Annotated in this window: 22 protein-coding genes; 18 read left to right on the top strand and 4 right to left on the bottom strand. The window is 67.1% G+C overall.

What is annotated here, in order from left to right; genetic code table 11:
• Positions 1-42 precede the first annotated feature (42 nt).
• The 5 genes from G8O29_RS14120 to G8O29_RS14100 all read left to right on the top strand — a co-directional run bounded on the left by G8O29_RS14120 (position 43) and on the right by G8O29_RS14100 (position 5,099).
• Positions 43-1,371, top strand: coding sequence for an extracellular solute-binding protein (locus G8O29_RS14120; RefSeq protein ID WP_166403875.1), 1,329 nt, complete (start codon positions 43-45; stop codon positions 1,369-1,371).
• 72 nt (positions 1,372-1,443) lie between these two features.
• The gene (locus G8O29_RS14115; RefSeq protein WP_166403874.1) at positions 1,444-2,325 is read left to right on the top strand and encodes an ABC transporter permease subunit; all 882 of its coding nucleotides are present in this window, start codon (positions 1,444-1,446) and stop codon (positions 2,323-2,325) included.
• 9 nt (positions 2,326-2,334) lie between these two features.
• Positions 2,335-3,264: an ABC transporter permease subunit gene (locus G8O29_RS14110; protein ID WP_166403873.1), complete on the top strand. Its 930-nt coding sequence runs from the start codon at positions 2,335-2,337 to the stop codon at positions 3,262-3,264.
• Between the two features lie 9 nt (positions 3,265-3,273).
• On the top strand, positions 3,274-4,383 hold the full coding sequence (locus tag G8O29_RS14105) for an ABC transporter ATP-binding protein (RefSeq protein ID WP_166403872.1): 1,110 nt from the start codon (positions 3,274-3,276) through the stop codon (positions 4,381-4,383).
• Positions 4,380-5,099: a DUF1868 domain-containing protein gene (locus G8O29_RS14100; protein WP_166403871.1), complete on the top strand. Its 720-nt coding sequence runs from the start codon at positions 4,380-4,382 to the stop codon at positions 5,097-5,099. Before G8O29_RS14105 ends, G8O29_RS14100 begins: the two co-directional genes overlap by 4 nt.
• Positions 5,100-5,111: 12 nt before the next feature.
• On the opposite strand, the gene G8O29_RS14095 is transcribed toward G8O29_RS14100, so the two are convergent.
• A complete protein-coding gene (locus G8O29_RS14095; protein WP_166403870.1) occupies positions 5,112-5,873 on the bottom strand; it encodes a DeoR/GlpR family DNA-binding transcription regulator in 762 nt (253 codons plus the stop codon).
• A 247-nt stretch (positions 5,874-6,120) separates the two neighbouring features.
• Between G8O29_RS14095 and glpD the strand changes: the two genes are divergently transcribed.
• The 10 genes from glpD to G8O29_RS14045 all read left to right on the top strand — a co-directional run bounded on the left by glpD (position 6,121) and on the right by G8O29_RS14045 (position 17,015).
• On the top strand, positions 6,121-7,710 hold the full coding sequence (gene glpD / locus G8O29_RS14090; protein ID WP_166403869.1) for a glycerol-3-phosphate dehydrogenase: 1,590 nt from the start codon (positions 6,121-6,123) through the stop codon (positions 7,708-7,710).
• Between the two features lie 9 nt (positions 7,711-7,719).
• Positions 7,720-8,808 (top strand): ABC transporter ATP-binding protein, encoded by a 1,089-nt coding sequence (locus G8O29_RS14085; RefSeq protein ID WP_166403868.1) that lies wholly within the window; start codon positions 7,720-7,722, stop codon positions 8,806-8,808.
• A 1-nt stretch (position 8,809) separates the two neighbouring features.
• Entirely contained in the window at positions 8,810-9,880 is a 1,071-nt protein-coding gene (locus tag G8O29_RS14080) for an ABC transporter ATP-binding protein (RefSeq protein WP_166403867.1), read from the top strand.
• A gap of 3 nt (positions 9,881-9,883) precedes the next feature.
• Positions 9,884-10,768: a carbohydrate ABC transporter permease gene (locus tag G8O29_RS14075; protein WP_166403866.1), complete on the top strand. Its 885-nt coding sequence runs from the start codon at positions 9,884-9,886 to the stop codon at positions 10,766-10,768.
• The gene (locus tag G8O29_RS14070) at positions 10,768-11,571 is read left to right on the top strand and encodes a carbohydrate ABC transporter permease (protein WP_166403865.1); all 804 of its coding nucleotides are present in this window, start codon (positions 10,768-10,770) and stop codon (positions 11,569-11,571) included. Before G8O29_RS14075 ends, G8O29_RS14070 begins: the two co-directional genes overlap by 1 nt.
• Before the next feature lie 136 nt (positions 11,572-11,707).
• Positions 11,708-12,112 carry a DUF2160 domain-containing protein gene (locus G8O29_RS14065; RefSeq protein ID WP_166403864.1) on the top strand — a complete coding sequence of 135 codons (405 nt, stop codon included), beginning with the start codon at positions 11,708-11,710 and terminating at the stop codon, positions 12,110-12,112.
• An 81-nt stretch (positions 12,113-12,193) separates the two neighbouring features.
• On the top strand, positions 12,194-13,915 hold the full coding sequence (locus G8O29_RS14060) for an ABC transporter substrate-binding protein (protein ID WP_166403863.1): 1,722 nt from the start codon (positions 12,194-12,196) through the stop codon (positions 13,913-13,915).
• A 213-nt stretch (positions 13,916-14,128) separates the two neighbouring features.
• On the top strand, positions 14,129-15,613 hold the full coding sequence (gene glpK / locus G8O29_RS14055; RefSeq protein WP_166403862.1) for a glycerol kinase GlpK: 1,485 nt from the start codon (positions 14,129-14,131) through the stop codon (positions 15,611-15,613).
• The gene (locus G8O29_RS14050) at positions 15,610-16,737 is read left to right on the top strand and encodes an iron-containing alcohol dehydrogenase (protein WP_166403861.1); all 1,128 of its coding nucleotides are present in this window, start codon (positions 15,610-15,612) and stop codon (positions 16,735-16,737) included. Before glpK ends, G8O29_RS14050 begins: the two co-directional genes overlap by 4 nt.
• A 104-nt stretch (positions 16,738-16,841) precedes the next feature.
• A complete protein-coding gene (locus tag G8O29_RS14045; protein WP_166403860.1) occupies positions 16,842-17,015 on the top strand; it encodes a hypothetical protein in 174 nt (57 codons plus the stop codon).
• On the opposite strand, the gene G8O29_RS14040 is transcribed toward G8O29_RS14045, so the two are convergent.
• On the bottom strand, positions 17,012-17,782 hold the full coding sequence (locus G8O29_RS14040; RefSeq protein ID WP_166403859.1) for an alpha/beta fold hydrolase: 771 nt from the start codon (positions 17,780-17,782) through the stop codon (positions 17,012-17,014). The genes G8O29_RS14045 and G8O29_RS14040 overlap by 4 nt on opposite strands.
• Before the next feature lie 54 nt (positions 17,783-17,836).
• Between G8O29_RS14040 and G8O29_RS14035 the strand changes: the two genes are divergently transcribed.
• The gene (locus G8O29_RS14035) at positions 17,837-18,262 is read left to right on the top strand and encodes a hypothetical protein (RefSeq protein ID WP_207623837.1); all 426 of its coding nucleotides are present in this window, start codon (positions 17,837-17,839) and stop codon (positions 18,260-18,262) included.
• A 48-nt stretch (positions 18,263-18,310) separates the two neighbouring features.
• Here G8O29_RS14035 and G8O29_RS14030 read toward each other — a convergent pair whose 3' ends face one another.
• Complete coding sequence (locus tag G8O29_RS14030) at positions 18,311-19,198, bottom strand: DUF817 domain-containing protein (RefSeq protein ID WP_242679122.1); 888 nt, start codon at positions 19,196-19,198, stop codon at positions 18,311-18,313.
• A 260-nt stretch (positions 19,199-19,458) separates the two neighbouring features.
• Positions 19,459-20,754, bottom strand: a complete 1,296-nt coding sequence (gene glyA / locus G8O29_RS14025) for a serine hydroxymethyltransferase (protein ID WP_166403856.1) — start codon at positions 20,752-20,754, stop codon at positions 19,459-19,461.
• A gap of 217 nt (positions 20,755-20,971) precedes the next feature.
• Here glyA and G8O29_RS14020 point away from each other — a divergent pair, with 217 nt between their 5' ends.
• Together G8O29_RS14020 and G8O29_RS14015 are read left to right on the top strand one after the other, a co-directional pair.
• Positions 20,972-21,730 (top strand): NAD kinase, encoded by a 759-nt coding sequence (locus G8O29_RS14020; RefSeq protein ID WP_367890183.1) that lies wholly within the window; start codon positions 20,972-20,974, stop codon positions 21,728-21,730.
• 182 nt (positions 21,731-21,912) lie between these two features.
• Positions 21,913-25,349: M10 family metallopeptidase C-terminal domain-containing protein (locus G8O29_RS14015; protein WP_166403854.1), on the top strand; the 3,437-nt coding region annotated here is incomplete at its 3' end.

Here is a 25,349-nt window from a genome sequence, read left to right as displayed (position 1 = left end):
AAGGGCGCCGCGATCCAACCTTCCAGAATGGAGACAGGGACGATGACCCAAAAACTTGCGACCGCCACGCTTCTGGCGCTTGCCGCCACGGCCGGCACCGCTTCGGCCGAGCGTGCGAAATTCGAATACTGGTACGGTCTGACCGGCGATCTCGGCGCCGTGGTGGCCGAGACCTGCAACCGCTTCAACGCATCCCAGGACAAGTTCGAGGCCGTCTGCGTCGGTCAGGACGGCTATGAAAAGGCCGTGCAGAACACCATCGCCGCTTTCCGTGCGGGCAAGCATCCGACGCTGTTGCAATCTTTCGATGCCGGCACCGCCGACCTGATGCTGTCGGGCGAGTTCTACCCGGTCACCAAGCTGATGGCCGACACCGGCGTCACCATCGACTGGGCCGACTATTTCCCCGGCATCGCCAACTACTACTCGTCGAAGTCGGGCGAGTTCTTCTCGATGCCCTGGAACTCCTCGACCCCGGTCTACTACTGGAACAAGGACCTTTTCGCCAAGGCCGGCCTGACCGAAGCGCCGATCACCTGGGAAGGCATGGAAGCGGCCTTCAAGGCGCTGAAGACCGCGGGTGTCGATTGCCCCTACGCCTATGCGCCCTCGTCCTGGATCGACCTGGAACAGTTCTCGATGGCGCACGGCGTGCCGGTTGCCTCGAAAAACAACGGCTATGACGGGCTGGACAGCGAACTGCTGTTCAACACCACCCTGCACGTCAAGCACATGGAAAACATCAAGCGTTGGCTGGACGAAGGCCTGGCGCAACTGCGCACCCCGGCCGCTGGCAAATCCTCGCGCGACAGCTTTGTCGAAGGCGAATGCGCGGTGTTCTTCTCGTCCATCGCCGACCACAACACCATCCACAAGCTGACCCCGGCCTTCGCCTGGGACGTGCAGATCATCCCGACCTATGAAGGGGTGGAGCGCAAGAACACCGTCGTCGGCGGCGCCTCGCTGTGGGTGTTGTCGGGCAAGACCGAGGATGAATACAAGGCCGCGGCGGCCTATCTGGCCTTCCTCGCCACCAAGCCGGAACAACAGTTCCTGCTGGAAAACTCGGGCTACATCCCGGTGACCAAATCGACCTACGAGGCGCTCAAGGCCGAAGGTTTCTACGCCAAGGAGCCCTACATCAACCGCGACATCGCGATGAAGTCGCTGACCTGGACCGAGCCGACGCCGCTGACCCGCGGTATCCGTCTGGGCAGCTTCATCCAGATCCGCTCCGAATGGACCTCCGAGGTCGAGGCCGCCCTGGCCGGGCAGAAGACGATGAAGGAGGCGCTCGACACCGCCGTTGCCCGTGGCAACGACCATCTGAAGCGCTTTGCCCAGACCTACGCGGGCAAGTCCTTCCCGTAATCCGCAAGTCCTGCCGAACGCTCGGGCGCGGCGGCAATCTGCCGCGCCCCTCCTGTCCGACCCGAGGTCCCGATGCGCCGCGCCCACTTCAAGTTCAGCTGGATCGTGCCCCTGCTGCTGGCCCCCCAGCTTCTGGTGATCTTCACCTTCTTCTACTGGCCCTCGGCGCAGGCGCTGTACTGGGCCTTCACTCTGGAACAGCCCTGGGGCGGCGGCAATACCTGGGTCGGCTGGGACAATTTCCGCAAGGTGCTGTCTGATCCGTACTACTGGGGTTCGGTCCGGGTCTCGGTGATCTATGCACTGGCGACCACGGTCCTGGCGATGGGCATGGCGCTGACGCTGGCGCTGTTCGTGGACCGGCAGCTTGCGGGCTACCGGGTCTGGCGGGTGGGCATCATCTGGCCCTATGCGGTGGCCGCCCCCGCCGTGGGCCTGGCCTTCCAGTTCGTCTTCAACCCCGGGGCGGGGATCTTCAGCTACATCAACACCGTCTCGCCCGGCTGGTGGGACCTGTCGAAATATCCCTGGCAGGCGGTGACGGCCATCGTGATCGCGGGCGCCTGGAAGCAGGTGGCCTACAGCTTCATCTTCTTCCTGGCCGCCCTGCAATCCATCCCCCGCAGCCTGACCGAGGCCGCCGCGATGGACGGCGCCCGGCCCCTGCGCCGGATGCTGGACCTGCAACTGCCGCTGCTGACGCCGACCTTCTTCTTCCTTCTGGTCATCAACATCACCGACAGCTTCACCGACAGTTTCGGCATCGTCGACACGCTGACCGGCGGCGGGCCGTTCCGGGCCACGGACCTGATGGTCTACAAGATCTATTCCGACGGCTTCCGCGGCTTGGACTATTCCGGGGCCGCCGCGCAATCCATCATCCTGATGGGCCTCGTCATGGCGCTGACCTTCATCCAGTTCCGCTACATCGAGCGGCGCGTGCACTACACCTGAGGGCACCCCATGATCGAACGCACCCCCATCCTGAACCTGATGACGCATCTGATCCTGGCCTCCGGCCTGGTCATCATCCTGCTGCCGGTCTGGCTGGCCATCGTCGCCTCGACCCTGACCCTGCAAGAGGTGAACAGCGCGCCGGTGGAACTCTGGCCCGGCGACCAGTTCTGGCCCAACCTGAAGGAAGCCTGGGCGCAGTCGGACTTCGGGCCGAAATTCGTCAACAGCTTCATCGTCGCGGTGGGCGTCGTGGTCGGCAAGGTGACGCTGGCCTGCATCACCGCCTTCGCGCTGGTGTTCTTCAACTTCCGCGGCCGGATGCTGATCTTCTGGGCGATCTTCATCACCCTGATGCTGCCGCTGGAGGTCCGCATCGTCCCCACCTACGCCGTCGCCGCCAACGCCCTGTCGCCCTTCCAGACGATCATGGACTGGACCGGCATCTCCTGGCTGCTGAACAGGCTTTCGGGGGTGGAGGTCAGCCTGCAATGGAACCTCCTGAACTCCTACACCGGGCTGATCCTGCCGCTGGTCGCCACCGCCACGGGCACCTTCCTCTACCGCCAGTTCTTCCTGACCATCCCCGACGAACTGGTCGAGGCCGCGCGGATGGACGGGGCCGGGCCGCTCCGGTTCCTCTGGGACGTGCTGATCCCGCTGTCCAAGACCAACATCGCGGCCCTGGCCACGATCATGTTCGTCTATGCCTGGAACCAGTATCTCTGGCCGCTTCTGGTCATCACCGACCGGGCGAACTACGGCGTGGTGGTGGTGCAGCTTTCCGACCTCGTGCCCGACCAGCTGACCACGGGCGGCGGCACGCCCACCTGGCACCTGGCGATGGCCGCGACCCTGGTCGTCATGCTGCCGCCCATCGCCGTGGTCATCTTCATGCAGCGCTGGTTCGTGCGCGGCCTCATCAACACCGACAAATAGGGGCACCCCATGGCCGAGATCGCCATCCGCAACGTCGCCAAGACCTATGGCAAGACCACGATCATGGAAGGGGTCAATCTGACCATCCGCAACGGCGAGTTCGTCGTGATCCTCGGCCCCTCGGGCTGCGGCAAGTCCACCCTCCTGCGCCTGATCGCGGGACTGGAAGAGATCACGGCGGGCGAGATCGCCATTGCCGGCCAGGTGGTGAACGATCTGGAACCGCGCGAGCGCGGCTGCGCCATGGTGTTCCAGAACTATGCGCTTTACCCGCACATGACGGTGGCGGAAAACATCGGCTACGCGCTGAAGGTCGCGGGCGTGCCCAGGGCCGAACGGCAGGCCCGCGTGGCCGCCACGGCGACTTCGGTCGGGCTGTCGGATTTCCTCGACCGCAAGCCGGGGCAACTGTCCGGCGGCCAGCGCCAGCGCGTCGCCATGGCCCGCGCGATCATCCGCGAGCCGAAGGTGTTCCTCTTCGACGAACCGCTCTCCAACCTCGACGCCAAGCTGCGCGTCCAGATGCGCCACGAGATCCGCCGCATCCACACCCAGATCAAGGCGACCTCGGTCTTCGTCACCCATGACCAGCATGAAGGCATGACCCTGGCCGACCGGCTGGTGGTGATGAACAAGGGCACCATCGAACAGGTCGGCACCCCGGACGAGATCTACGACCGCCCCGCCAGCCTTTACGTCGCGGGCTTCATCGGCAGCCCGGCGATGAGCTTCCTGCCCGGCCGGGTCGATGCGGCCCGGCAGGCGCTGGTGCTGGATCAGGGCGCTGCGCTGCCCCTGCCGCGCGCTCTGGTGCAGGCGGCGGCCGGGCGTCTGGTCCAGGCGGGCCTGCGCCCCGAAACCCTGTCGCTGACGGCACCCGGCATGGGCCAGATCGACGCGCGAGTGGATTTCATCGAGGAACTGGGGGCCGAGCGTCTGTATCACCTGCTGGTCGAGGATCTGCCGCTGTCGGTCCTCAGCAGCGAAAAGCAGCGCCCCGCCGAAGGCTCGCCGATCGGCGTCGCCGTGCCGCTAGGTGCGGTGCACCTGTTCGATGCCGACACCGGCCGGCGGATCGAGCCGCAGGCGGCCGAGGCTTCGGTCAGAGCGATGGCATGACCGACGCCTGCAACGCGGCGGCGATGCTGGCCTATCTCACGGGTGCTGCCACCGGCGGCCCGGCGCCCTCTGCCGTAGGCCAGAAGTTCACCGCCTCGGGCGAGGTCCTGCCCTATGCGGGCAACACCTTCCTCTGTCACATTCCGCCGGGCCCCGCGCACGAGGCGCTGACCGCCACCGCCGCGCGCCTGCGCGCGGGCGCCCCGGCCGGGGCCTATGCCTACCTGCCGCCGGCCTCTTACCACATGACCGTGTTCGAAGGCGTGACCGACCGCGACCGGACCGGCGGGCGCTGGCCCGAGGGGCTCGATCCTGCCCTGCCGGTCGAGACCGTCACCCGGACCTTCCTGCCGCGCCTGGGCGGGCTGGACCTGCCCGGCGGCCTCCGCATCCGCCCGACCGGCATCTTCGCCGGGACGACCGTGCAGGTCGGCGGCGCGACCGAGGCGGAAGAGACGGCGCTGCGCGACGCCCGGCTTGCCTTGCGCGCGGCAACCGGCATCCGGCGCGCCGATTTTGCCGAGTATCGCTTTCACATCACGCTGGCCTATCTTCTGCGCTGGCTGACGCCGGACGAGGCCCGCGCCATGGCCGACCTGTCCGCAACTCTCGCCGCCGAGCTTGCCGCCCTTCAGCCCGAAATCGCGCTGGGCGGCATCGAGTTCTGCCGCTTTGCCGACATGCACGCCTTCCCGCTGATCGCGCGGCTGTCCTGACCTTCCGGAAGCCTATGACGCGACCTGAACCTCGGTCCCCCAGTCGATGCACTTGCGCATCAGCTCGTCGGGCAGGGGCTGGTCGGTGAACAGCGCGGTGATCTCGGCCAGCGAGGCCAGCCGGGCCGGGGCGGAACGGTCCAGCTTGGAATGGTCGGCCACCAGGAACACCTTGCGCGACTGCCGGATGATCGCCTTCGACACCCGCACTTCGGCAAGGTCGAAGTCCAGAAGATCGCCGTCCCGGTCCAGCGCCGAGGCGCCGATCACCGCATAATCCACCTTGAACTGCTCGAAGAACTGGGTGGTCAGCTCTCCGACCAGGCCGCCGTCCGTCCGGCGCAGCGCGCCGCCCGCCACCACGATCTCGCAGCCCGGGTTGGCGACCAGGGTGTTGGCGACATTCATGTTGTTGGTGATGACGGTGATGTTGCGGTGGCCCAGAAGCTCCCGCGCCACCGCCTCGGTCGTGGTGCCAAGGTTCAGGATCAGGCTGCAATTGTCCGGGATCGCGGCCGCGCAGGCCTTGGCGATGGCGGCCTTTGCGCCTTCGTTCATCTTGCGCCGCGCCTCATAGCCGATGTTGGCCACGCCGGTGCGCAGCATCGCCCCGCCATGAACCCGGTCCAGGTGCCCCGCATCGGCAAGGTCGGACAGGTCGCGGCGAATCGTTTGCAGCGTCACGTCGAACCGCTGCGCCAGGTCCTCGACCATCACCCGCCCCTCGGCGCGGGCCAGTTCCAGGATCTCGGTCTGCCGGAAATTCAGCGCCAAATCGGGTCCCTTCGCCTGCCGATTTCCGACTTCTGCCACGCGCGAACCGGCCTGTCAGCGATTTTCTGCATGGACGCGTCGGTTTTCGTTTGTTTGCGATTGCAGAATATTCTCCGTGCAATCGCAGAAATGACCCAAGGTCATTGCGCGCGGATGTTCGTTTCGCCAGAAAACGCGCCAAAACGAAAAAATCTCGTTGACGGCGGCGTTACAATCGGCGCAGCTATGCGTCGGGGGAGGAGCCCAGGTGACAGACGCAACGGCAGGGGTCGCAAGCGACCTTTTCATCATCGGCGGCGGGATCAACGGTTGCGGCATTGCCCGCGACGCGGTGGGCCGTGGACTGACGGTGACGCTGGCCGAACAGGGCGACCTGGCGCAGGGCACCTCTTCGGCCTCGACCAAGCTGTTCCACGGCGGGTTGCGCTATCTGGAATATTTCGAGTTCCGCCTGGTCCGCGAGGCGCTGGAGGAACGCGAAACCCTGCTGGTCGCCATGCCGCATATCTCCTGGCCCATGCGCTTCGTGCTGCCGCTGAGCCCCGAGATGCGGTTCGACACCGATACGCCCACGGCGCGGCTTCTGGCCTGGGTGATGCCCTGGGCAAAGGGCCGCCGGCCCGACTGGCTGATCCGGCTGGGCCTGTTCCTGTATGACACGATGGGCGGTCGGAAGATCCTGCCCGCGACGCGCACGCTGGACCTGACCCGGGATCCCGCGGGCAAGCCGCTGAAGCCGAAGTTCCGCAAGGCCTTCGAATATTCCGACTGCTGGGTCGAGGATTCGCGGCTGGTCGTGCTGAACGCACGCGACGCGGCGCAGCGGGGCGCGCGCATCCTGACCCGGACCCGCGTCGCATCCGCCGAACGCCGCGACGGTCTGTGGCATGTCACCACCGAAGGCCCCCACGGGACCGGACACCACCGCGCGCGCGCGCTGGTCAACGCGGGCGGCCCCTGGGTCGAGGAGGTGATCCGCAACGTCGCCCGCATCAATTCGTCCGAAGGGGTCCGGCTGGTGCGCGGGTCGCATATCGTGACGAAACGGCTTTTCGATCACGACCGCTGCTATTTCTTCCAGGGCTCTGACGGGCGGATCATCTTTGCCATTCCTTACGAGCAGGACTTCACCCTGATCGGCACCACCGACAAGGACCACACCGGCGCCCCCACCGAGGCCCATTGCACGGATGAGGAACGCGATTACCTTCTGGCCTTCGCCAGCCAGTATTTCGCGAAACCCGTCACCCGTGACGATGTGGTCTGGACCTATTCCGGCGTCCGGCCGCTGTATAACGACGGGGCCAAGTCGGCCACGGCGGCGACGCGGGATTATGTCCTGTCGCTCGACGAAAACGGCCCGCCGCTTCTGAACGTCTTTGGCGGCAAGATCACCACCTACCGCCGCCTTGCCGAATCGGCGCTGGCCAAACTCATACCCTTCTTCCCGCAGGCGAAACCCGCCTGGACGGCGCACGTGGCGCTTCCGGGCGGCGATTTCCCGCATGACGGGGTGGCGCGGCTGACGGCCGATCTCAAGGCCCGGCACCCGTTCCTCACCGATTACTGGGCCGCCCGTCTGGTCCGCGCCTATGGCACCGAGGCCGCGCAGATCCTCGGCAATGCCACCACAGCCGAGGCGCTGGGCCAGGACTTCGGCGCCACCCTGACCGAGGCCGAGGTGCGCTGGCTGATGACGCACGAATTTGCCGGTTCGGCGGCCGATGTGGTCTGGCGCCGGTCCAAGCTGGGGCTGCGGATGACGGCCAGCCAGATCGAAACACTCGACCGCTTCATGGCGGACGCGGCCCGGGCCGCGCGCCCGGCGGCGGAATAGGGGGACGGAATGACGCTGGAGCTTCAGGGGGTCTCACGCTCGGTCGGGGGGAAGATGCATATCCATCCCACCAGCCTGACCTTGCAGAACGGCACGATGAACGTGCTGCTTGGCCCCACCCTGTCGGGCAAGACCAGCCTGATGCGGCTGATGGCGGGGCTCGACAAGCCCACCACGGGGCGCATCCTATGGGAAGGTCAGGACGTGACCGGCGTCAGGGTGCAGGACCGCAAGGTGGCGATGGTCTACCAGCAGTTCATCAACTACCCCGGCCTCACGGTCTATGAGAACATCGCCTCGCCCCTGCGCCTGATGGGCAAGGCCAGCGCCGAGATCGACCGCGCCGTGCGCCAGACCGCCGAGATGCTGCGCCTGACCCCGATGCTGTCGCGCAAGCCGCTGGAGCTGTCGGGCGGCCAGCAGCAGCGCTGCGCCCTTGCGCGGGCTCTGGTCAAGGGCGCGGGGCTGGTGCTGCTGGACGAGCCGCTGGCGAACCTCGACTACAAGCTGCGCGAGGAATTGCGCGTGGAAATCCCCCGCATCTTCGAAGCCTCGGGCGCGATCTTCGTCTATGCCACCACCGAACCGGAAGAGGCGCTTCTCCTTGGCGGCAATACCGCGACGCTCTGGGAAGGCCGCGTCACCCAGTTCGGCCCGACGCCGCAGGTCTTTCGCCTGCCGCAGGATGCCACGACTGCCCGCGTCTTCAGCGATCCGCCGATGAACTTCGTCCCCTGCCGGAAAGAGGCACATCGCCTGACTTTCGGCGAGGAAGCCCATGCCCCCGCCGAAGGACCGACGCGCGACCTGCCCGACGGGACCTACACCGCCGGCTTCCGCGCGAACCACGTCACGCTGAACCGCCACTCCGGCGATGCGGTGGAATTCCGCTGCACCCTCGGCGCGACCGAGATCACCGGGTCGGAAACCTTTGTCCATCTGACCCACGGGCCGGACCGCTGGGTCGGGCTGATCCATGGCGTGCATCCGCTGACGGCGGGGACACAGACCTCGATCTTCGTCGATCCCGCGCACGTCTATCTTTTCGACCAGTCGGGCCGCCTTGCCGCGCCCGCCCCCTATGCGATGGCGGCCTGAGATGTCCCGGATCACGCTTTCCAAACTGGCTCACAGCTACCTGGCCAACCCGACCAGCGAGGCGGATTATGCGCTGAAGGAGATGGATCACGTCTGGGATGACGGCGGGGCCTATGCGCTGCTGGGTGCCTCGGGCTGCGGCAAGACCACGCTCTTGAACATCATCTCGGGGCTGGTGCGGCCCAGCCAGGGCCGGGTCCTGTTCGGCGACCGCGACGTGACCGACGCGCCGACGACAGAACGCAACATCGCCCAGGTGTTCCAGTTCCCGGTGGTCTACGACACGATGACGGTGCGCGACAACCTGGCCTTCCCCCTGCGCAACCGGGGGATGGATGCGGCCTATATCGCCCGCCGGGTGGACCAGGTCGCCAGGATGATCGGCATGGAGTCCGAGCTGAACCGCAAGGCCCGCGGCCTGACGGCAGATGCCAAGCAGAAGATTTCGCTGGGTCGCGGCATGGTGCGCGAGGACGTGAACGCGATCCTCTTCGACGAGCCGCTGACCGTGATCGACCCGCACATGAAATGGGAGCTGCGCACCCAGCTGAAGGCGCTGCACCGCGAGTTCGGCCACACGATGATCTACGTCACCCATGACCAGACCGAGGCGCTGACCTTCGCCGACAAGGTCGTCGTCATGCATGACGGCCGGGTGGTGCAGATGGGCACGCCGGAAGAGCTGTTCGAGACCCCGGCGCATACTTTCGTCGGCTATTTCATCGGCTCGCCGGGGATGAACCTGTTCGATGCCGAGATCGCGGGATCCGAGGCGCGCCTGCAAGGCGTGAAGGTCGCCCTGGGTGCGGCCTATGGGCCAACAACGGGCCGCACCCAGATCGGCATCCGCCCGGACTATGTGACGATCTCGGACGAGGGGTTGCCCGTGACCGTGAAACGGGTCGAGGACGTGGGCCGCCACCGCATCGTCCGGGCCGAGTTCGCGGGCCAGCCGCTGAACGCGATCATGCCGGAAGGAGTGAGCCTCCCGGCCGAGCCCCGCGTTACCTTCGCCGAGGGCAAGATCAACGTCTACGCAAACGACTGGCGCGTCGCGCCTGTGGGGGCCTGAGCCATGGAAAAGACCCAGAACAACAAGGCCTGGTTCCTGGTCCTTCCGGTCCTCGTGCTGGTGGCCTTCTCGGCCATCCTGCCGCTGATGACCGTGGTCAACTACGCCTTCAACGACACCTTCGGGAACAACCAGTTCTTCTGGGCCGGGATCGAATGGTTCGACGACATGATCCATTCCGAACGCCTGCGCGCGGCCCTGGGGCGGCAGGTCATCTTCTCGCTCATCATCCTGGCGATCGAGGTGCCGCTCGGCATCTTCATTGCGCTGAACATGCCGAAAAAGGGCTTCTGGGCCAGCTTCTGCCTTGTCCTGATGGCCTTGCCGCTCTTGATCCCCTTCAACGTCGTCGGCACGATCTGGCAGATCTTCGGCCGGGTGGACATCGGCCTGCTGGGCCATACCCTCGCCGCGATGGGGGTGGACTACAACTACACCAACGACCCGCTGGACGCCTGGATCACCGTCATCGTGATGGACGTCTGGCACTGGACCTCGCTGGTGGCGCTTCTTGCCTACGCGGGCCTCCAGTCGATCCCGCAGGCCTATTACCAGGCCGCCCGGATCGACCAGGCCACCCGCTGGTCCGTCTTCCGCTACATCGAACTGCCGAAGATGAAGGGCGTCCTCCTCATCGCCGTCCTTCTGCGCTTCATGGACAGCTTCATGATCTATACCGAGCCCTTCGTCGTCACCGGCGGCGGCCCAGGCAACTCCACCACCTTCCTGTCGATCGACCTTGCCAAAATGGCCACCGGCCAGTTCGACCTCGGCCCCGCCGCCGCCTTCTCGATCATGTACTTCCTGGTCATCCTGTTGATCTCATGGGTCTTCTACACCGTCATGACCAACCTCGACCGCGCCGAATCCGGGGAGGAGAACCGCTGATGCGCATCCGTCCGAACGCCGTCGTGATGACGATCTACCTCCTCTTCCTGCTCATCCCGATCTACTGGCTGATCGGCATGAGCCTGAAGACCAATACCGAGATCACGGGGGCCTTCACCCTCTGGCCGCAGGACCTGACCTTCCGCAACTACAGGGTCATCCTGACCGACCCGTCCTGGTACATGGGCTATGTCAACTCGATGATCTACGTCACGATGAACGTGGTCATCACCATCACCGTGGCCCTGCCCGCGGCCTATGCCTTCAGCCGCTACAGTTTCATGGGCGACAAGCACCTGTTCTTCTGGCTTCTGACGAACCGCATGGCGCCGCCTGCCGTCTTCGCGCTGCCGTTCTTCCAGCTGTATTCGGCGATGAACCTGATCGACACCCACATCGCCGTGGCCCTCGCGCATTGCCTCTTCAACGTGCCGCTCGCGGTCTGGATCCTGGAAGGCTTCATGCGCGGGGTGCCCAAGGAAATCGACGAAACCGCCTATATCGACGGCTACTCCTTCCCGAAGTTCTTCGTAAAGATCTTCATGCCCCTGATCGCCAGCGGAATCGGCGTTGCCGCCTTCTTCTGCTTCATGTTCTCCTGGGTCGAGCTTCTCCTCTCCCGCACCCTGACCACCACCGATGCCAAACCCATCGCCGCCGTGATGACCCGCACCGTCAGCGCATCCGGCATGGACTGGGGCGTGCTGGCCGCCGCCGGGGTCCTGACCATCGTGCCGGGGGCGCTGGTGATCTACTTCGTCCGCAACTACATCGCCAAGGGCTTCGCCCTGGGGAGGGTGTGATGACCGACCGCCTGCCACAGACAGACCCCGTCCCGGGCCCGACCCGGGACCTCCCCCTCCACCGGCACCGCGCCCGGGACCACGAGGCCCCGGATCAGGTCCGGGGCGGGGTTGCTACCGAACAGGGACCGACGCCATGACCACCACCCGCTGGACCACGGTCTATCTGGTCATCGCCGCGATCATGCTGACGATCCTCGCGGCCCTCTATGCCGCCGTCCCGGTCAAGGACGGCGTCAAGGACTGGACCGCGCAGCTGATCCCCGGCTTCTGGATGGCCTGGACCTTCCCGGTCGCGCTGTTCTTCTGGTGCATCGCGAGCCTCCTCATCCTCATGACGCTGCTGGCGATCCGCTTTCCCGAAACCCCGCGCGTCGGCCTCTTGCGGATCGAGACCACGCGCGGCGACCGGCTGTTCATCACCCTTCTGGGCTCGGCCTTCATCCATCTCGGCTGGCTCTACTTCGCGGGTCCCGACGCACTCTGGGGCGCGATGATCCTCTCCCTCGCCTATGCCTTCGCGGTGTTCCGCTGGGTCTAGGCGCGGGTTCTGACGACCCCGGACCGGGCGACCGGACCGGGCAAGACCAAAGGCAATGTCTCAATTCTGGGAGGAATCACGATGAGACTACGTTCCACCGCAACAGCCATGGCGCTTGCGCTGATGGCGATGCAGGGCCCGGCCTGGGCCGACATGGAGGCGGCGAAGGCCTTCCTCGATGCCGAGATCGGCGATCTTTCGACCCTGTCCCGCGCCGAACAGGAAGCGGAAATGCAGTGGTTCATCGACGCCGCCAAGCCCTATCAGGGCATGGAGATCAAGGTCGTCTCGGAAACCATCACCACGCATGAATACGAATCCAAGGTGCTGGCCCCGGCCTTCACCGCCATCACCGGCATCAAGGTCACCCACGACCTGATCGGCGAAGGCGACGTGGTGGAAAAGCTCCAGACGCAGATGCAGTCGGGCGAGAACATCTATGACGCCTACATCAACGACAGCGACCTGATCGGCACGCACTGGCGCTATCAGCTGGCGCGCAACCTGACCGACTGGATGGCCGGCGAAGGCGCTGCGGTGACGAACCCGAACCTCGACCTGAACGACTTCATCGGGCTGAAGTTCACCACCGGCCCGGATGGCAAGGTCTACCAGCTGCCCGACCAGCAGTTCGCCAACCTCTACTGGTTCCGCTACGACTGGTTCACCGACCCCAAGACGATGGAGGACTTCAAGGCCAAGTATGGCTATGACCTCGGCGTGCCGGTCAACTGGTCGGCCTACGAGGACATCGCCGAATTCTTCACCGGCCGCGACATGTCCTACATCGGCGGACCCGCGAAAGGCGTCTATGGCAACATGGACTACGGCAAGAAGGATCCGAGCCTCGGCTGGCGCTACACCGACGCCTGGATGTCGATGGCCGGCATGGGCGACGTGGGCGAACCGAACGGGTTGCCGGTGGACGAATGGGGCATCCGCGTGGATGAAAACTCGCGTCCCGTCGGCTCCTGCACCTCGCGCGGCGGGGCGACCAACGACGCGGCGGCGGTCTATGCCGTGACCAAGGCTATCGAGTGGCTCAAGAAATACTCGCCCCCCGAGGCCCAGGGCATGACCTTCGGCGAGGCGGGTCCGGTGCCGGCGCAGGGCTCCATCGCCCAGCAGATGTTCTGGTACACCGCCTTCACCGCCGACATGGTCAAGCCCGGCCTGCCGGTGATGAACGAGGACGGCACGCCCAAGTGGCGCATGGCGCCCAGCCCGCATGGCGTCTACTGGAAAGAGGGCATGAAGGTCGGCTATCAGGACGCCGGTTCCTGGACCTTGCTGAAATCCACCCCGGTGGACCGGGCGCAGGCGGCCTGGCTCTACGCCCAGTTCGTCACCTCGAAGACCGTGGACGTGAAGAAGAGCCACGTCGGCCTGACCTTCATCCGTGAATCGACGATCCAGCATCAGTCCTTTACCGACCGCGCGCCGAAACTGGGCGGCCTGATCGAGTTCTACCGCTCGCCCGACCGCGTGCGGTGGTCGCCGACGGGGACCAACGTGCCTGACTATCCCAAGCTGGCGCAGCTGTGGTGGCAGAACATCGGCGACGCCATGTCGGGGGCCAAGACCCCGCAGGAGGCGCTCGATGCGCTCTGCGCCGAGCAGGAGAAGGTGCTGGAGCGTCTGGAGCGTTCGGGCGTCCAGGGCGACATCGGCCCGAAGCTGAACGAGCCGCAGGACCCGCAGGTCTGGCTTGACGCGCCGGGCGCTCCGGTCGCCAAGCTGGAGAACGAGGACGAAGAGCCCAAGACCATCAGCTACGACGAGCTGATCAAGTCCTGGCAGTAAGCCGAACGGACCCGGGCGGAGCGCGAGTGTTCCGCCCGGGACCAAATTCCTTCGAAGGAATTTGCAAGACTTTTCGAAAAGTCTTGGCACCCGGCGGCTGGCGTCCGGCACCGATCAACCGTTAAGATTTCCTGAACGTCCACAGCCAACCCCTTGAAATCGTTCAGCCAGATTTCGCGCCGCGCGCGGCGCCCGATCAACAGGCCCGACCCAATGACCCATATCCTTTCCATCGACCAGGGCACCACCTCCTCCCGCGCGATCCTGTTCGACGCCGCGCTCCGCCCCGTCGCCCAGGCCCAGGAAGAGTTCCCCCAGCACTACCCCCGCCCCGGCTGGGTCGAGCATGACCCCGCCGATCTCTGGTCCACCGTCGCCGCCACGGCGCGGGCCGCGATCGAGAAGGGGGGCATCAAGGCCACCGACATCGCCGCCATCGGCATCACCAACCAGCGCGAGACGACCCTGATCTGGGACCGCGCCACCGGCCAGCCGATCCACCCCGCCATCGTCTGGCAGGACCGCCGCACCGCCGACACCTGCGCCGCCCTGAAAGAGCAGGGCCACGAACCCAGCATCACCGCCGGGACCGGCCTCCTGCTCGACCCCTACTTCTCAGGCACCAAGGTCAAGTGGCTGCTCGACCACGTCGAGGGCGCCCGCGCCCGCGCCGAGAAGGGCGAACTGGCCTTCGGCACGGTGGACAGCTGGCTGATCTGGAACCTGACCGGAGGCATGGTCCACGCCACCGACGCCACCAACGCTTCCCGCACGCTCCTCTACAACATCGCAGAGGGCCGCTGGGACGCCGAGATCTGCGCCCTGCTCGACATTCCGATGTCCCTCCTGCCCGAGGTCCGCGACTGCGCCGCAGATTTCGGGACCACGCGCCCCGACCTCTTCGGCCGCGAGATCCCGATCCTGGGCGTCGCGGGCGACCAGCAGGCGGCGACCGTGGGGCAGGCCTGCTTCCAGCCGGGCATGATGAAGTCCACCTACGGCACCGGCTGCTTTGCCCTGCTGAACACCGGCGCCGACATGGTGCCGTCGAAGAACCGCTTGCTGACCACCATCGCCTACCAGCTGCAAGGCAAGCCGACCTACGCGCTGGAAGGCTCCATCTTCATCGCCGGCGCCGTGGTCCAGTGGCTGCGGGACGGCCTCAGAATCATCCGCGAGGCGAAGGAGACCCAGCCCCTGGCCGAAGCCGCCGAGGAAGCGCAGGGGGTGATCCTGGTGCCCGCCTTCACCGGCCTTGGCGCGCCCTACTGGCGGCCGGATTGCCGGGGGGCGGTGTTCGGGCTGACCCGCAACTCCGGCCCTGCCGAGTTCGCCCGGGCGGCGCTGGAAAGTGTCGGCTATCAGACCCGCGACCTGCTGGAGGCGATGCGGGCCGACTGGGGCGCGGCGGCGGATGGTGTCCTGCGGGTTGACGGCGGCATGACGGCCAGCGACTGGACCATGCAGTTCCTGGCCGACATCCTCGGCGCCCCGGTGGACCGGCCCCGGGTGACCGAGACGACGGCTCTGGGGGCTGCCTACCTGGCGGCGATGCAGGCGGGCGTCATCGGCGGGCCGGAGGAATTCGCCCGATCCTGGGCGCTTGACCGGCGTTTCGAGCCTGCGATGGACGCCGCCACCCGCGACGCGAAATACGCCCGTTGGGGCAGGGCCATCGCCGCCACGATGTCGGTATGACCCCCTTCGGGATCACCCAGCCGGGGCGCATCCTGTTCGGCCGGGGCGAGGCCGCGAAGGCCCCGGCGCTGATCCGGGCCTTCGGGGCGCGCGGGGTCGTCGTCCACGGCGCGAACCCGGCCCGGGCCGCCTGGCTGGTCGAGGCGCTGGGGCCAGAGGTGCTGGCGCTGCCCTGCGCGGGCGAGCCGACGCTTGCCGATCTGGAAACCGCGCTTGGCCTGGCGCGCTCTCATCGTCCTGCCTGGGTCGCGAGCCTGGGCGGTGGCGCGGCCATCGACCTCGGCAAGGCGTTGGCCGCGTTGATCCCGGCCCCGGACGGGCCGATGGACCATCTGGAGGTCCTGGGCAAGGGCCTGCCCCTGAAGGCCGATCCCTTGCCCTTCATCGCGATCCCGACGACAGCGGGGACCGGGGCAGAGGTGACGAAGAATGCCGTCATTGGCCTGCCTGACCACGGTCGCAAGGTCAGCCTGCGCGACGACCGGATGGTCGCGCGGCTGGCCATCGTCGATCCTGGCCTGACCGACGGCTGCCCGAAGGCGGTGACGCTGGCCTCGGGCCTGGATGCGGTGACGCAGGTGATCGAGCCCTTCGTGTCCTGCAAGGCCACCCCCTACACCGACGCGCTTAGCCGCCCGGCGATCGCGCTCGGCCTGTCTGCGCTGATGCGGCTGATGCGCGGAGAGGATCCGCAGGCGCGTAACCATATGGCCTGGGTCAGCCTGTGCGGCGGTCTGGCGCTGGCCAATGCGGGCCTTGGCGCGGTGCATGGCCTTGCCGGCGTGATCGGCGGCCTGACCGGAGCGGCGCATGGCGCGATCTGCGGTGCGCTGCTGGGGCCGGTGCTGGCGGCGAACCGCGCGGCTGCCTCGGGCGCCGCTCGGGAAAGGCTGGACGCGGTCTGCGCGCTGCTGGCCAAGGCGCTTGGCGCCTCGGCAGAACAAGCGCCGGCGGCCTTGCAGACCTGGGCCCGGGCCGAAGGCCTGCCGGGGCTTGCCGCCCTTGGGGTGACAGAGGATCGCCATGCCAAGATTGCCGCGGCCGCGATGGCGGCCTCGTCGATGAAGGGCAATCCGGTCAGCCTGTCGGACGCCGCGCTGCGCGGGATCCTGGCCGCGGCCTGAGCCGGCACCCTGCGGCCTTCCGTCGCGACTTGACCCCGATCAAGGCGGCGCGGCGCGTGGCGTGACAGACCAGCCGCGTTGCGTCAAGGCAGGAGGTGGCAGCCATGCGCCTGATGATGATCCTGTTCTCGATGATCGGCACAGCGCTTGCCGGGTCGGGGATCGTGCTGGTGCTGACCCTGGGATACGGCACGCTCTGGCCGATCGTCGGCGCGGCGGCGGTGGGCGCGGCCCTGGCCCTGCCGGTCAGCTGGCTTGTCGCGCGCCAGATCGGCTAGGTCTCCAGGAAGACGCGGACGGTCTCTTCGAACGCGCGCGGCTTTTCGGCGTGCAGCCAGTGGCCGGCGCCGGGGATCTTCGCAAAGCGCGCCATCGGGAACAGCGCGCGGATCGTGTCGCGGTGTTCGGGGCGGACATAGCTGCTTTCCGCCCCGGTCAGGAACAGGGCGGGCCTGTCGAATCGGCCTTGCGTGCCGGGCCAGCCGACGATCTTCGGCATCTCGGCCTCCAGCACCGGCAGGTTCAGCTTCCAGCGCGGCGGATGCTGGCGCAGGTCCAGCGATTGCAGGAAGAAGGACCGCAGCGCCGGATCCTCGATACGGGCCGCAAGCGCGGCATCGGCCTCGGCCCGCGAGGCGATCCGCGTCAGGTCCAGATCGGCCATGGCGCGGGCGTTACGCGTCTGGTCATGGGCATAGGCGACCGGGGCGATGTCGGCCACCACCAGACGGCGGATCAGGTCCGGCCGGGTCAGCGCCAGCTGCATCGCCGCCTTGCCGCCCATCGAGTGACCCAGAAGATCGACGGGCGCGCCCAGGCTTGCAATGACCTCGGCAAGGTCATCCGCCATCTCGGGATAGCCCTGGGTCGGCAGGCGCGGGCTCTCGCCATGGTTGCGCATGTCCACGGCCACCACCTCGCGCCGGTCGGCCAGGCGGCGGGCGATGACGCCCCAGTTCCGGCCCGAGCCGTACAGCCCGTGGGCGATGACGAGTGTCGGGGCCTCGGCGGCGGTGGCGGCGGGGTGGCGGATCGTGGCGAGCATGGGTTTTCATAGCGATTTCGCAGGCTTCAGGCCAGCCTTGCCTTGTCTCGGCGGTTGAACATCCGCGCAATCGCCACTAGGTTCGGCGGGGTGGCGGAGGGTGGCAGGATGAGTGCGGTGACGATCCAGCAGATGGCGGATCGGGTGGCGCAGCTTCTGGAGGAGAGGCTGGGTGTGGGCGGCAAGGGGCTTGCCGCCAAGTTGAAGCGTGCCGGACGCCTGCTGCCGCGGAAGGTTCGGGATGCGGGGAAGCTGCTGGCGACGTCGGCGCAGAAGGCGCAGAACCCCAAGCTTCTGGGTCAGATCGACATGAGCGATGTGACCGAAGCCTATGACATCTGCCTGAAGCATCTGGTCGCCATCGATCCGGTCAGCCGGCGCCGGGATCTGTTCGCGGGCATGATCGGATCGGTCGGCTTCGGCGTGCTGGTGCTGGCCGTTGCGATCTTCGGTTTCCTGGCCTGGCGGGGCTATTTCTGAGAACCGCTTCACGGCGGGCCGTTCCGGTTTCCGGAGGTGTCGCAAGGACTAGCTTGCAGGTGCCTTCGGTTCCGCATCCCTTGTGGCCGGGGGGCGAAGGTCCAGCGCCCCGTCATGCAGCGCGCGTCGGGTGACCAGGGTCACGGTGACGAAGGCCACATACAGCAGAAGATACCAGGACCCAAGCTTGGCCAGGCTGACCAGCTCTCCCTTCCCCTGGCCGGAATAGATCCAGGTTCCGGTCGCGGTCCCCACGTTCTCGGCGACCCAGAGGGCGAAGGCGGCAAGCAAGGCAGCGACCGGCAGCGGCATCCACCAGTGCCGGTCGTGGATGCGGAACCAGATGCGGGTGCGCCAGTACAGCGCGACGGTCGCGGCAAACAGCGCATGGCGGATGTCGGGCAGGAAGTGGTGGGCGAAGAAGTTGACGTAGATCGCGACCGCCAGCGCCACGGTCAGCGGAAAGCTGGGATAAGGGGCGAATTTCATGTCGAAGACGCGGATCACGCGGGCCATGTAGCTGCCGACTGCGGCATACATGAAGCCCGAGAAAAGCGGCACGCCCATCAGCTTGAAGATCCCCGGCTCGGGATAGGCCCAGGAGCCTGCGTGGACCTTGAACCACTCCATCGCCGTGCCGGTGAGGTGGAAAAGAAGGATGACGCGGGCTTCCTCCCAGGTTTCGAGTCTGGCCCACAGGAAGACCGCTTGCGTGCCGATGGCAAACAGGAAGAGCGCGTCGTAGCGGTGAAGGGGCCAGTCGGGTTGCCAGATCAGCCGGGTGGCGATGATCGCGACAAGAAGGAGGCCGCCGAACAGGCAGGCCCAGCCCTGTTTCAGGACGAACATGACCAGTTCGGCCACGGCGAAAGGGAGCCGGGCGCGGGCCCAGTCGCCCATGCGGTGTTCAAGGGAACGGGTGTCGGGCGCGGTCATCCGGGTCCTGCGGCGGGTGTCAGGGGATGTGACCGGCGGGCGGGGGCCGCGTCAAGCCTGGGGTGGCCCGTCCCTGGCTCGGGGCGGGAGTCGAAAGGGGCGCGTTCCGCGCGAAGGCCCTTTGTCTCGCCGTCCCGCGCGAAGGACGCAAGACAGCCCGGCTGCCCTTGGCGGGGGTGTGTGGCGAAGGCAAAGCCGGGGCGCCCGCGGCACGCACAAGGCAGACGCGCGCGTCGCGGGATCGGTGACTGCCCGAGGGCTCAGAGGTCGGGGTAGATCGGGAAGCGCTGGCAGAGGGCCTCGACCTCGGCCTTCACCTTGGCTTCGACGGCGCTGTTGCCGTCCTCGCCGTTGGCGGCCAGCCCGTCCACGACCTCGATGATCCAGCGGGCGATCTGGCGGAATTCGGGTTCACCGAAGCCGCGCGTGGTGCCGGCAGGCGTGCCGAGGCGGACGCCGGAGGTGATGGTGGGTTTTTCGGTGTCGAAGGGGATGCCGTTCTTGTTGCAGGTGATATGCGCGCGGCCCAGGGCCTTTTCGGTGGCGTTGCCCTTCACGCCCTTGGGGCGCAGGTCCACGAGCATCAGATGGGTGTCGGTGCCGCCGGTCACGATGTCGAGCCCGCCCTTCATCAGCTCGTCCGCAAGGGCCTGGGCGTTCCTGACGACCTGCTGCTGATAGGTCTTGAATTCGGGGCGCAGCGCCTCGCCGAAGGCGACGGCCTTGGCGGCGATGACATGCATCAGCGGGCCGCCCTGGATGCCGGGGAAGATCGCCGAGTTGACCTTCTTCGCGATGTCCTCGTCGTTCGTCAGGATCATCCCGCCGCGCGGCCCGCGCAGGGTCTTGTGCGTGGTGGTGGTGGCGACATGGGCATGCGGGAAGGGGCTGGGGTAGAGGCCCGCGGCCACGAGGCCCGCGAAGTGCGCCATGTCCACCAGAAGGTAGGCGCCCACGCTGTCGGCGATCTCGCGCATGCGCTTGAAGTCGATGATCCGGGGGATGGCCGAGCCGCCGGCGATGATGAGCTTGGGCTTGTGTTCCGTGGCCAGTTCCTGGACCTGGTCGTAGTTCAGTTCGAGATCCTGCTTGCGCACGCCATACTGCACGGCGTGGAACCATTTGCCCGACTGGTTCGGGGCCGCGCCGTGGGTGAGGTGGCCACCGGCATCCAGCGACATGCCCAGGATGGTGTCGCCGGGTTTCAGCAGCGCCTGGAACACGCCCTGGTTGGCCTGGGAGCCGGAGTTCGGCTGAACGTTGGCGAAGGCACAGCCGAACAGCTTGCAGGCGCGCTCGATGGCCAGGTTCTCCGCGATGTCCACATACTGGCAGCCGCCGTAATAGCGCTTGCCCGGGTAGCCCTCGGCATATTTGTTGGTCATCACCGAGCCCTGCGCCTCCATCACGGCGCGCGAGACGATGTTTTCGCTGGCGATCAGCTCGATCTCGTCGCGCTGGCGGCCAAGTTCCCGGGTGATGGCACCGAAGAGTTCCGGGTCGCGCGAGGACAGGGATTCGGTGAAAAAGCCGGTATCGCGGTGGGAAGCGTTCATGGGTGTCCTCCGGGGCCTTGGTGTGCGCGGCTATCTAGAGCATGGACGGCTGCCGGAAAAGGCAGGAATCCGACATGATCGGCGCTCAGGGCGAAATATTCCTGCCATCGGCACCGGACGGTGCCGGCAGGCCCGCAGAGACCTGTGCCCGGAGGGAGGGGTTGAGTTTCGGGGCCGGCCCGGTCAAGGTTCGGGCAACTCGGCGCGGGAGGGGCAGGTGAGGATCAGGTTCACGGCTTCGAAGGCCCCGGCGGCGGTGGCGGCGCTGGCTGCGCTGACCGCGCGCTATGGCCAGGCCGAGGCGCGGGCGGCAGATGTGATCGTGGCGCTGGGCGGCGACGGGTTCATGTTGCAGACCCTGCACGCGGCGCATGGGCAGCGGTTGCCGGTCTACGGGATGAACTGCGGCACGATCGGGTTCCTGATGAACGCCTTTGCGGTCGAGGATCTGCCGGCCCGGCTGGCGGCGGCGGAAGAGACGGTGATCCATCCCCTGGTGATGCGGGCCGAGAATGCAAAAGGCAAGGTCACCGAGGCGCAGGCGATCAACGAGGTCTCGCTTCTTCGGCAGGGGCCGCAGGCGGCGAAGCTGCGGGTGTCCATCGATGGCCGGGTGCGGATGGAGGAACTGGTCTGCGACGGGGCGCTGGTGGCGACGCCGGCGGGGTCCACGGCCTACAACTATTCGGCGCACGGGCCGATCCTCCCGGTGGGCTCGGACGTGCTGGCGCTGACTGCGATGTCGGCCTTCCGGCCCCGGCGCTGGCGGGGCGCGCTTCTGCCACGCAGCGCGGTGGTGCGCTTTGACGTGCTCGAGGCCGGCAAGCGCCCGGTGATGGCGGACGCCGACAGCCGGTCCTCGGTGCGCGATGTCGTCAGCGTCGAGGTGCGATCTGACAACAGCGTCAGTCACCGGCTGCTGTTCGACCCGGGTCACGGGCTGGAAGAGCGGCTGATCGGCGAGCAGTTCGTCTGAACCCGGCTCCTCGTGCGACTTCGCCTTCTCGTCGCCGACGCACCGCCGGGCGGGTCCGGTCATTTCGGGTTTGCCGAAAATCCGGATCAATCGCCGTGATTCCGCCCTGATCGGATCATCGGGCATTAGGGGTTCTGCCGGCATCCTTCCCCTTGGGTACATGGGTGTTTGTGGGGCCGAAGGTGATCAACTTTCTGGTGGTGGAAACGTTCACGGCGGCGCCGGTGAACGTGATCTCGGGCATTTGCGATCTGGAACTGGTGGTTCAGGGCGGCAAGACGCTGCTTTACACCGCGACCCGGGCCGGCGGCGGCGTCCTTGCGCTGGAGGTCGGGGCCGCGATGGCGCTGGTCGATCAGAAAAACATCGCCCCCGGCACGGCGCTGCCCGCCCCGGCCAGGATCGAGACCGTGGTCATCAACGGAACACCGCATCTGATCGTGACCGGCGCCAACCAGGCGGGCGTCAATGCCTTCGCCATCACCGCGACCGGCGCGCTGAACAGCCCGATCCAGCTGCCGGGCAGCCTTGTCGGCGCAATTGCGGCGCAGACCGTCGTGCAGGTCGGCGGCGCCACCTACTTCTACGCCGCGCGGATGGGCGAAAGCACGATCTACGCCTATTCCGTGGCCGCCAACGGCACGATGACGCTGGTCGGGACCAGGGTGCTGGACGGCCCGCATACCGGCATCGACATCGGCGCGATGATCTCGGTCTCGGTCGCAGGGCAGCGCTTTCTGGTCAGCCTCTCGCTGGAGGCCGATGTGCTGCGCGCCTTTCCGATCGCGGCCAATGGCACGCTGGGACATCCGACCGTCATCGGCGCGCCGCAGGGGCTGGGGATCGCCGACCCCTCGGCGGTCCGGGTGGTCGAGATGGGGGGGACCACCTACCTGATCCTCGCCTCGACCGTCTCCTCGTCGATCAGCGTGATCGCGCTGGCGCCGAACGGGGCGATGACCGTCACCGACCATGTGATCGACACGCTGGATACCCGGTTCCAGTCGGTGCAGACGCTGGCGACCGCGCAGGTCGGCGACCGGGTTTTCGTCATCGCCGGCGGCGGAGACGACGGGCTGACGGTGATGACGCTGATGCCCGACGGGCGCCTGGCCAACTGCGGCCAGTTGCTCAGCGGGCAGGGCCTGCCGTTCGACAACATCACCGCGATGACCGCGCGCGTGGTGAACGGGGTGATCGAGCTGTTCATCGCCACCGAGGGCGCCGGGATCACCCGGTTGCAGATCGACCCCGGCACGCTGTCGCCGATCCAGACCGGAGGGTCCTCGGACGACACGCTGACCGGAACGGCGGGGTCGGACATGATCGTCGGCGGCGACGGGGCCGAGGTCATCCTGGGCGGCGCCGGCAATGACATCCTGGCGGACGGCGGCGGCAGCGACACGCTGTTCGGCGGGGCGGGGGCCGACCTCTTCGTCATGGCCTTGGACGGCGAACACGACGTGATCGCCGATTTCCAGTTCGGGATCGACCGGATCGACCTTTCCGCCTGGGGCCGCATCCATTCGCTGGCAGCGCTGACCATCACCGCCACCGCCACCGGCGCGCTGATCACCTATGGCGACGAAACGCTGGAGCTGATCTCGTCCAACGGCCTGCCGCTGCTGCCCGGCAATTTCCAGCTGCGCGACTTCATCGGCCTGTGGCACGCGCCGCCGACGCCTCCCGATCCTGCGAACCTGATCCACGGCACCAACCAGATCGACATCCTCTATGGCGGTGCCGGCGACGACATGTTCCTGATCTCGCTCGGGGCCGACACGATCTATGGCGGAGACGGCTTCGACACCATCATCCTCACCGGGTCCACGGCCGGGATCAGGGTCAACCTGGAATCGCCGCACCACAACACCCTGATGGCGGCCGGGCAGGTCTATGTCTCGATCGAGGGGATCATCGGATCCTATTTCTCCGACACCCTGACCGGCAATGCAGAAGACAACCGGATCGAGGGGCTGGACGGCAACGACCGGCTCAGCGGCGGCGCGGGGAACGACAGCCTTTATGGCGGCAACGGCAACGATACGCTGCTGGGCGGGGTAGGGGCCGACCTCCTGGACGGCGGCGCGGGCCGCGACCGGGCAAGCTATCGCGAGGCCAAGTCGGGCCTTGTCGCCGATCTCGCCAATCCGGGCCTCAACACCGGCGAGGCGGCGGGCGACATCTATGTCTCGATCGAGGATCTGGAAGGCACCCAAGGGGCCGACACGATCTGCGGTGACGGGCAGGCCAACATGCTTTTCGGGCTGGGCAACAACGACCGGCTTGAGGGGCGCGGGGGCAACGACAGCCTATATGGCGGCGACGGCAACGATACGCTGATCGGCGGCGAGGGAGCGGACCGGCTGGACGGCGGCAACGGCTTTGACTTCGCCAGCTACGAGACGGCGACCTCCGCGGTCCGCATCGACCTTGCGACGCCTGGCCTCAACCAGGGCGAAGCGCAGGGCGACACGTTCATCAGCATCGAAGGGTTCATCCTGACGGGGTTCTCCGACCACTTCTCCGGCTCGGCTGCGGCGGATCTGGTCCATGGCGGGGCGGGCAACGACACGCTGCACGGCATGGGCGGCGCGGATGTGCTTTACGGCGGTGCCGGCAACGACAGCCTTTATGGCGGCGATGGCGACGACAGGCTGTTCGGAGGTCTCGGGGCCGACCGGCTGGATGGCGGGGCCGGGATCGACCTTGCCAGCTATGCCGAGGCCACGGCGGGGGTGCTTGCCGACCTGGCAACGCCGACACTGAACAGCGGCGAGGCGCAGGGGGATGTCTTCGTGTCGATCGAGGATCTGGAGGGATCGGCCTTCAACGATACTCTGGCCGGCGACAGCGGTGCCAACCGGCTTTACGGCGGGGCAGGCAACGACAGCCTGTCCGGGCGGGCGGGCAACGACACGCTGTACGGCGGCGACGGCGACGACACGCTGCTCGGCGGGGCGGGCGCAGACATCCTCTACGGCGGCGCAGGGTTCGACATCGCCTCATACGCCGACAGCACGACAGGGTTGCGTGTGGACCTGCTGATGCCGTCGCAGAACACCGGCATTGCCCTGGGAGATCAGTTCTACGGGATCGAGGGGCTGATCGGCGGCAACGGGGCGGACACCCTGCTGGGGGACGGAGAGGCCAATTTTCTGGGTGGCGGGCTCGGCAACGACCTCCTCGACGGGCGGGAGGGCGACGACACGCTTTCCGGCGGTTCCGGCAACGACACGCTGTATGGCGGTCCTGGCGACGATCTTCTGGAGGGCGGCCCGGGCAATGACCGGCTGGAGGGCGGGGCGGGCCGCGACACGCTCTACGGTGGCGAGGGCAATGACCTGATCTTCGGCGGCGAGGACGACGACCGGCTGGACGGCGGGGCGGGGAACGACACGCTGTATGGCGGTCTCGGCGACGATCTTCTGGAGGGCGGCCCGGGCAATGACCGGCTGGAGGGCGGGGCGGGCCGCGACACGCTTTACGGTGGCGAGGGCAATGACCTGATCTTCGGCGGTGAGGACGACGACCGGCTGGACGGCGGGGCGGGGAACGACACGCTGTATGGCGGTCTCGGCGACGATCTTCTGGAGGGCGGCCCGGGCAATGACCGGCT

Origin of the sequence: Rhodobacter calidifons (assembly GCF_011174775.1) — a bacterium.
GTDB classification, from domain to species: Bacteria; Pseudomonadota; Alphaproteobacteria; order Rhodobacterales; family Rhodobacteraceae; genus Tabrizicola; species Tabrizicola calidifons.
Note: the sequence above shows the minus strand (reverse complement) of the source record. Positions and strands in the feature narration are given on the sequence as shown.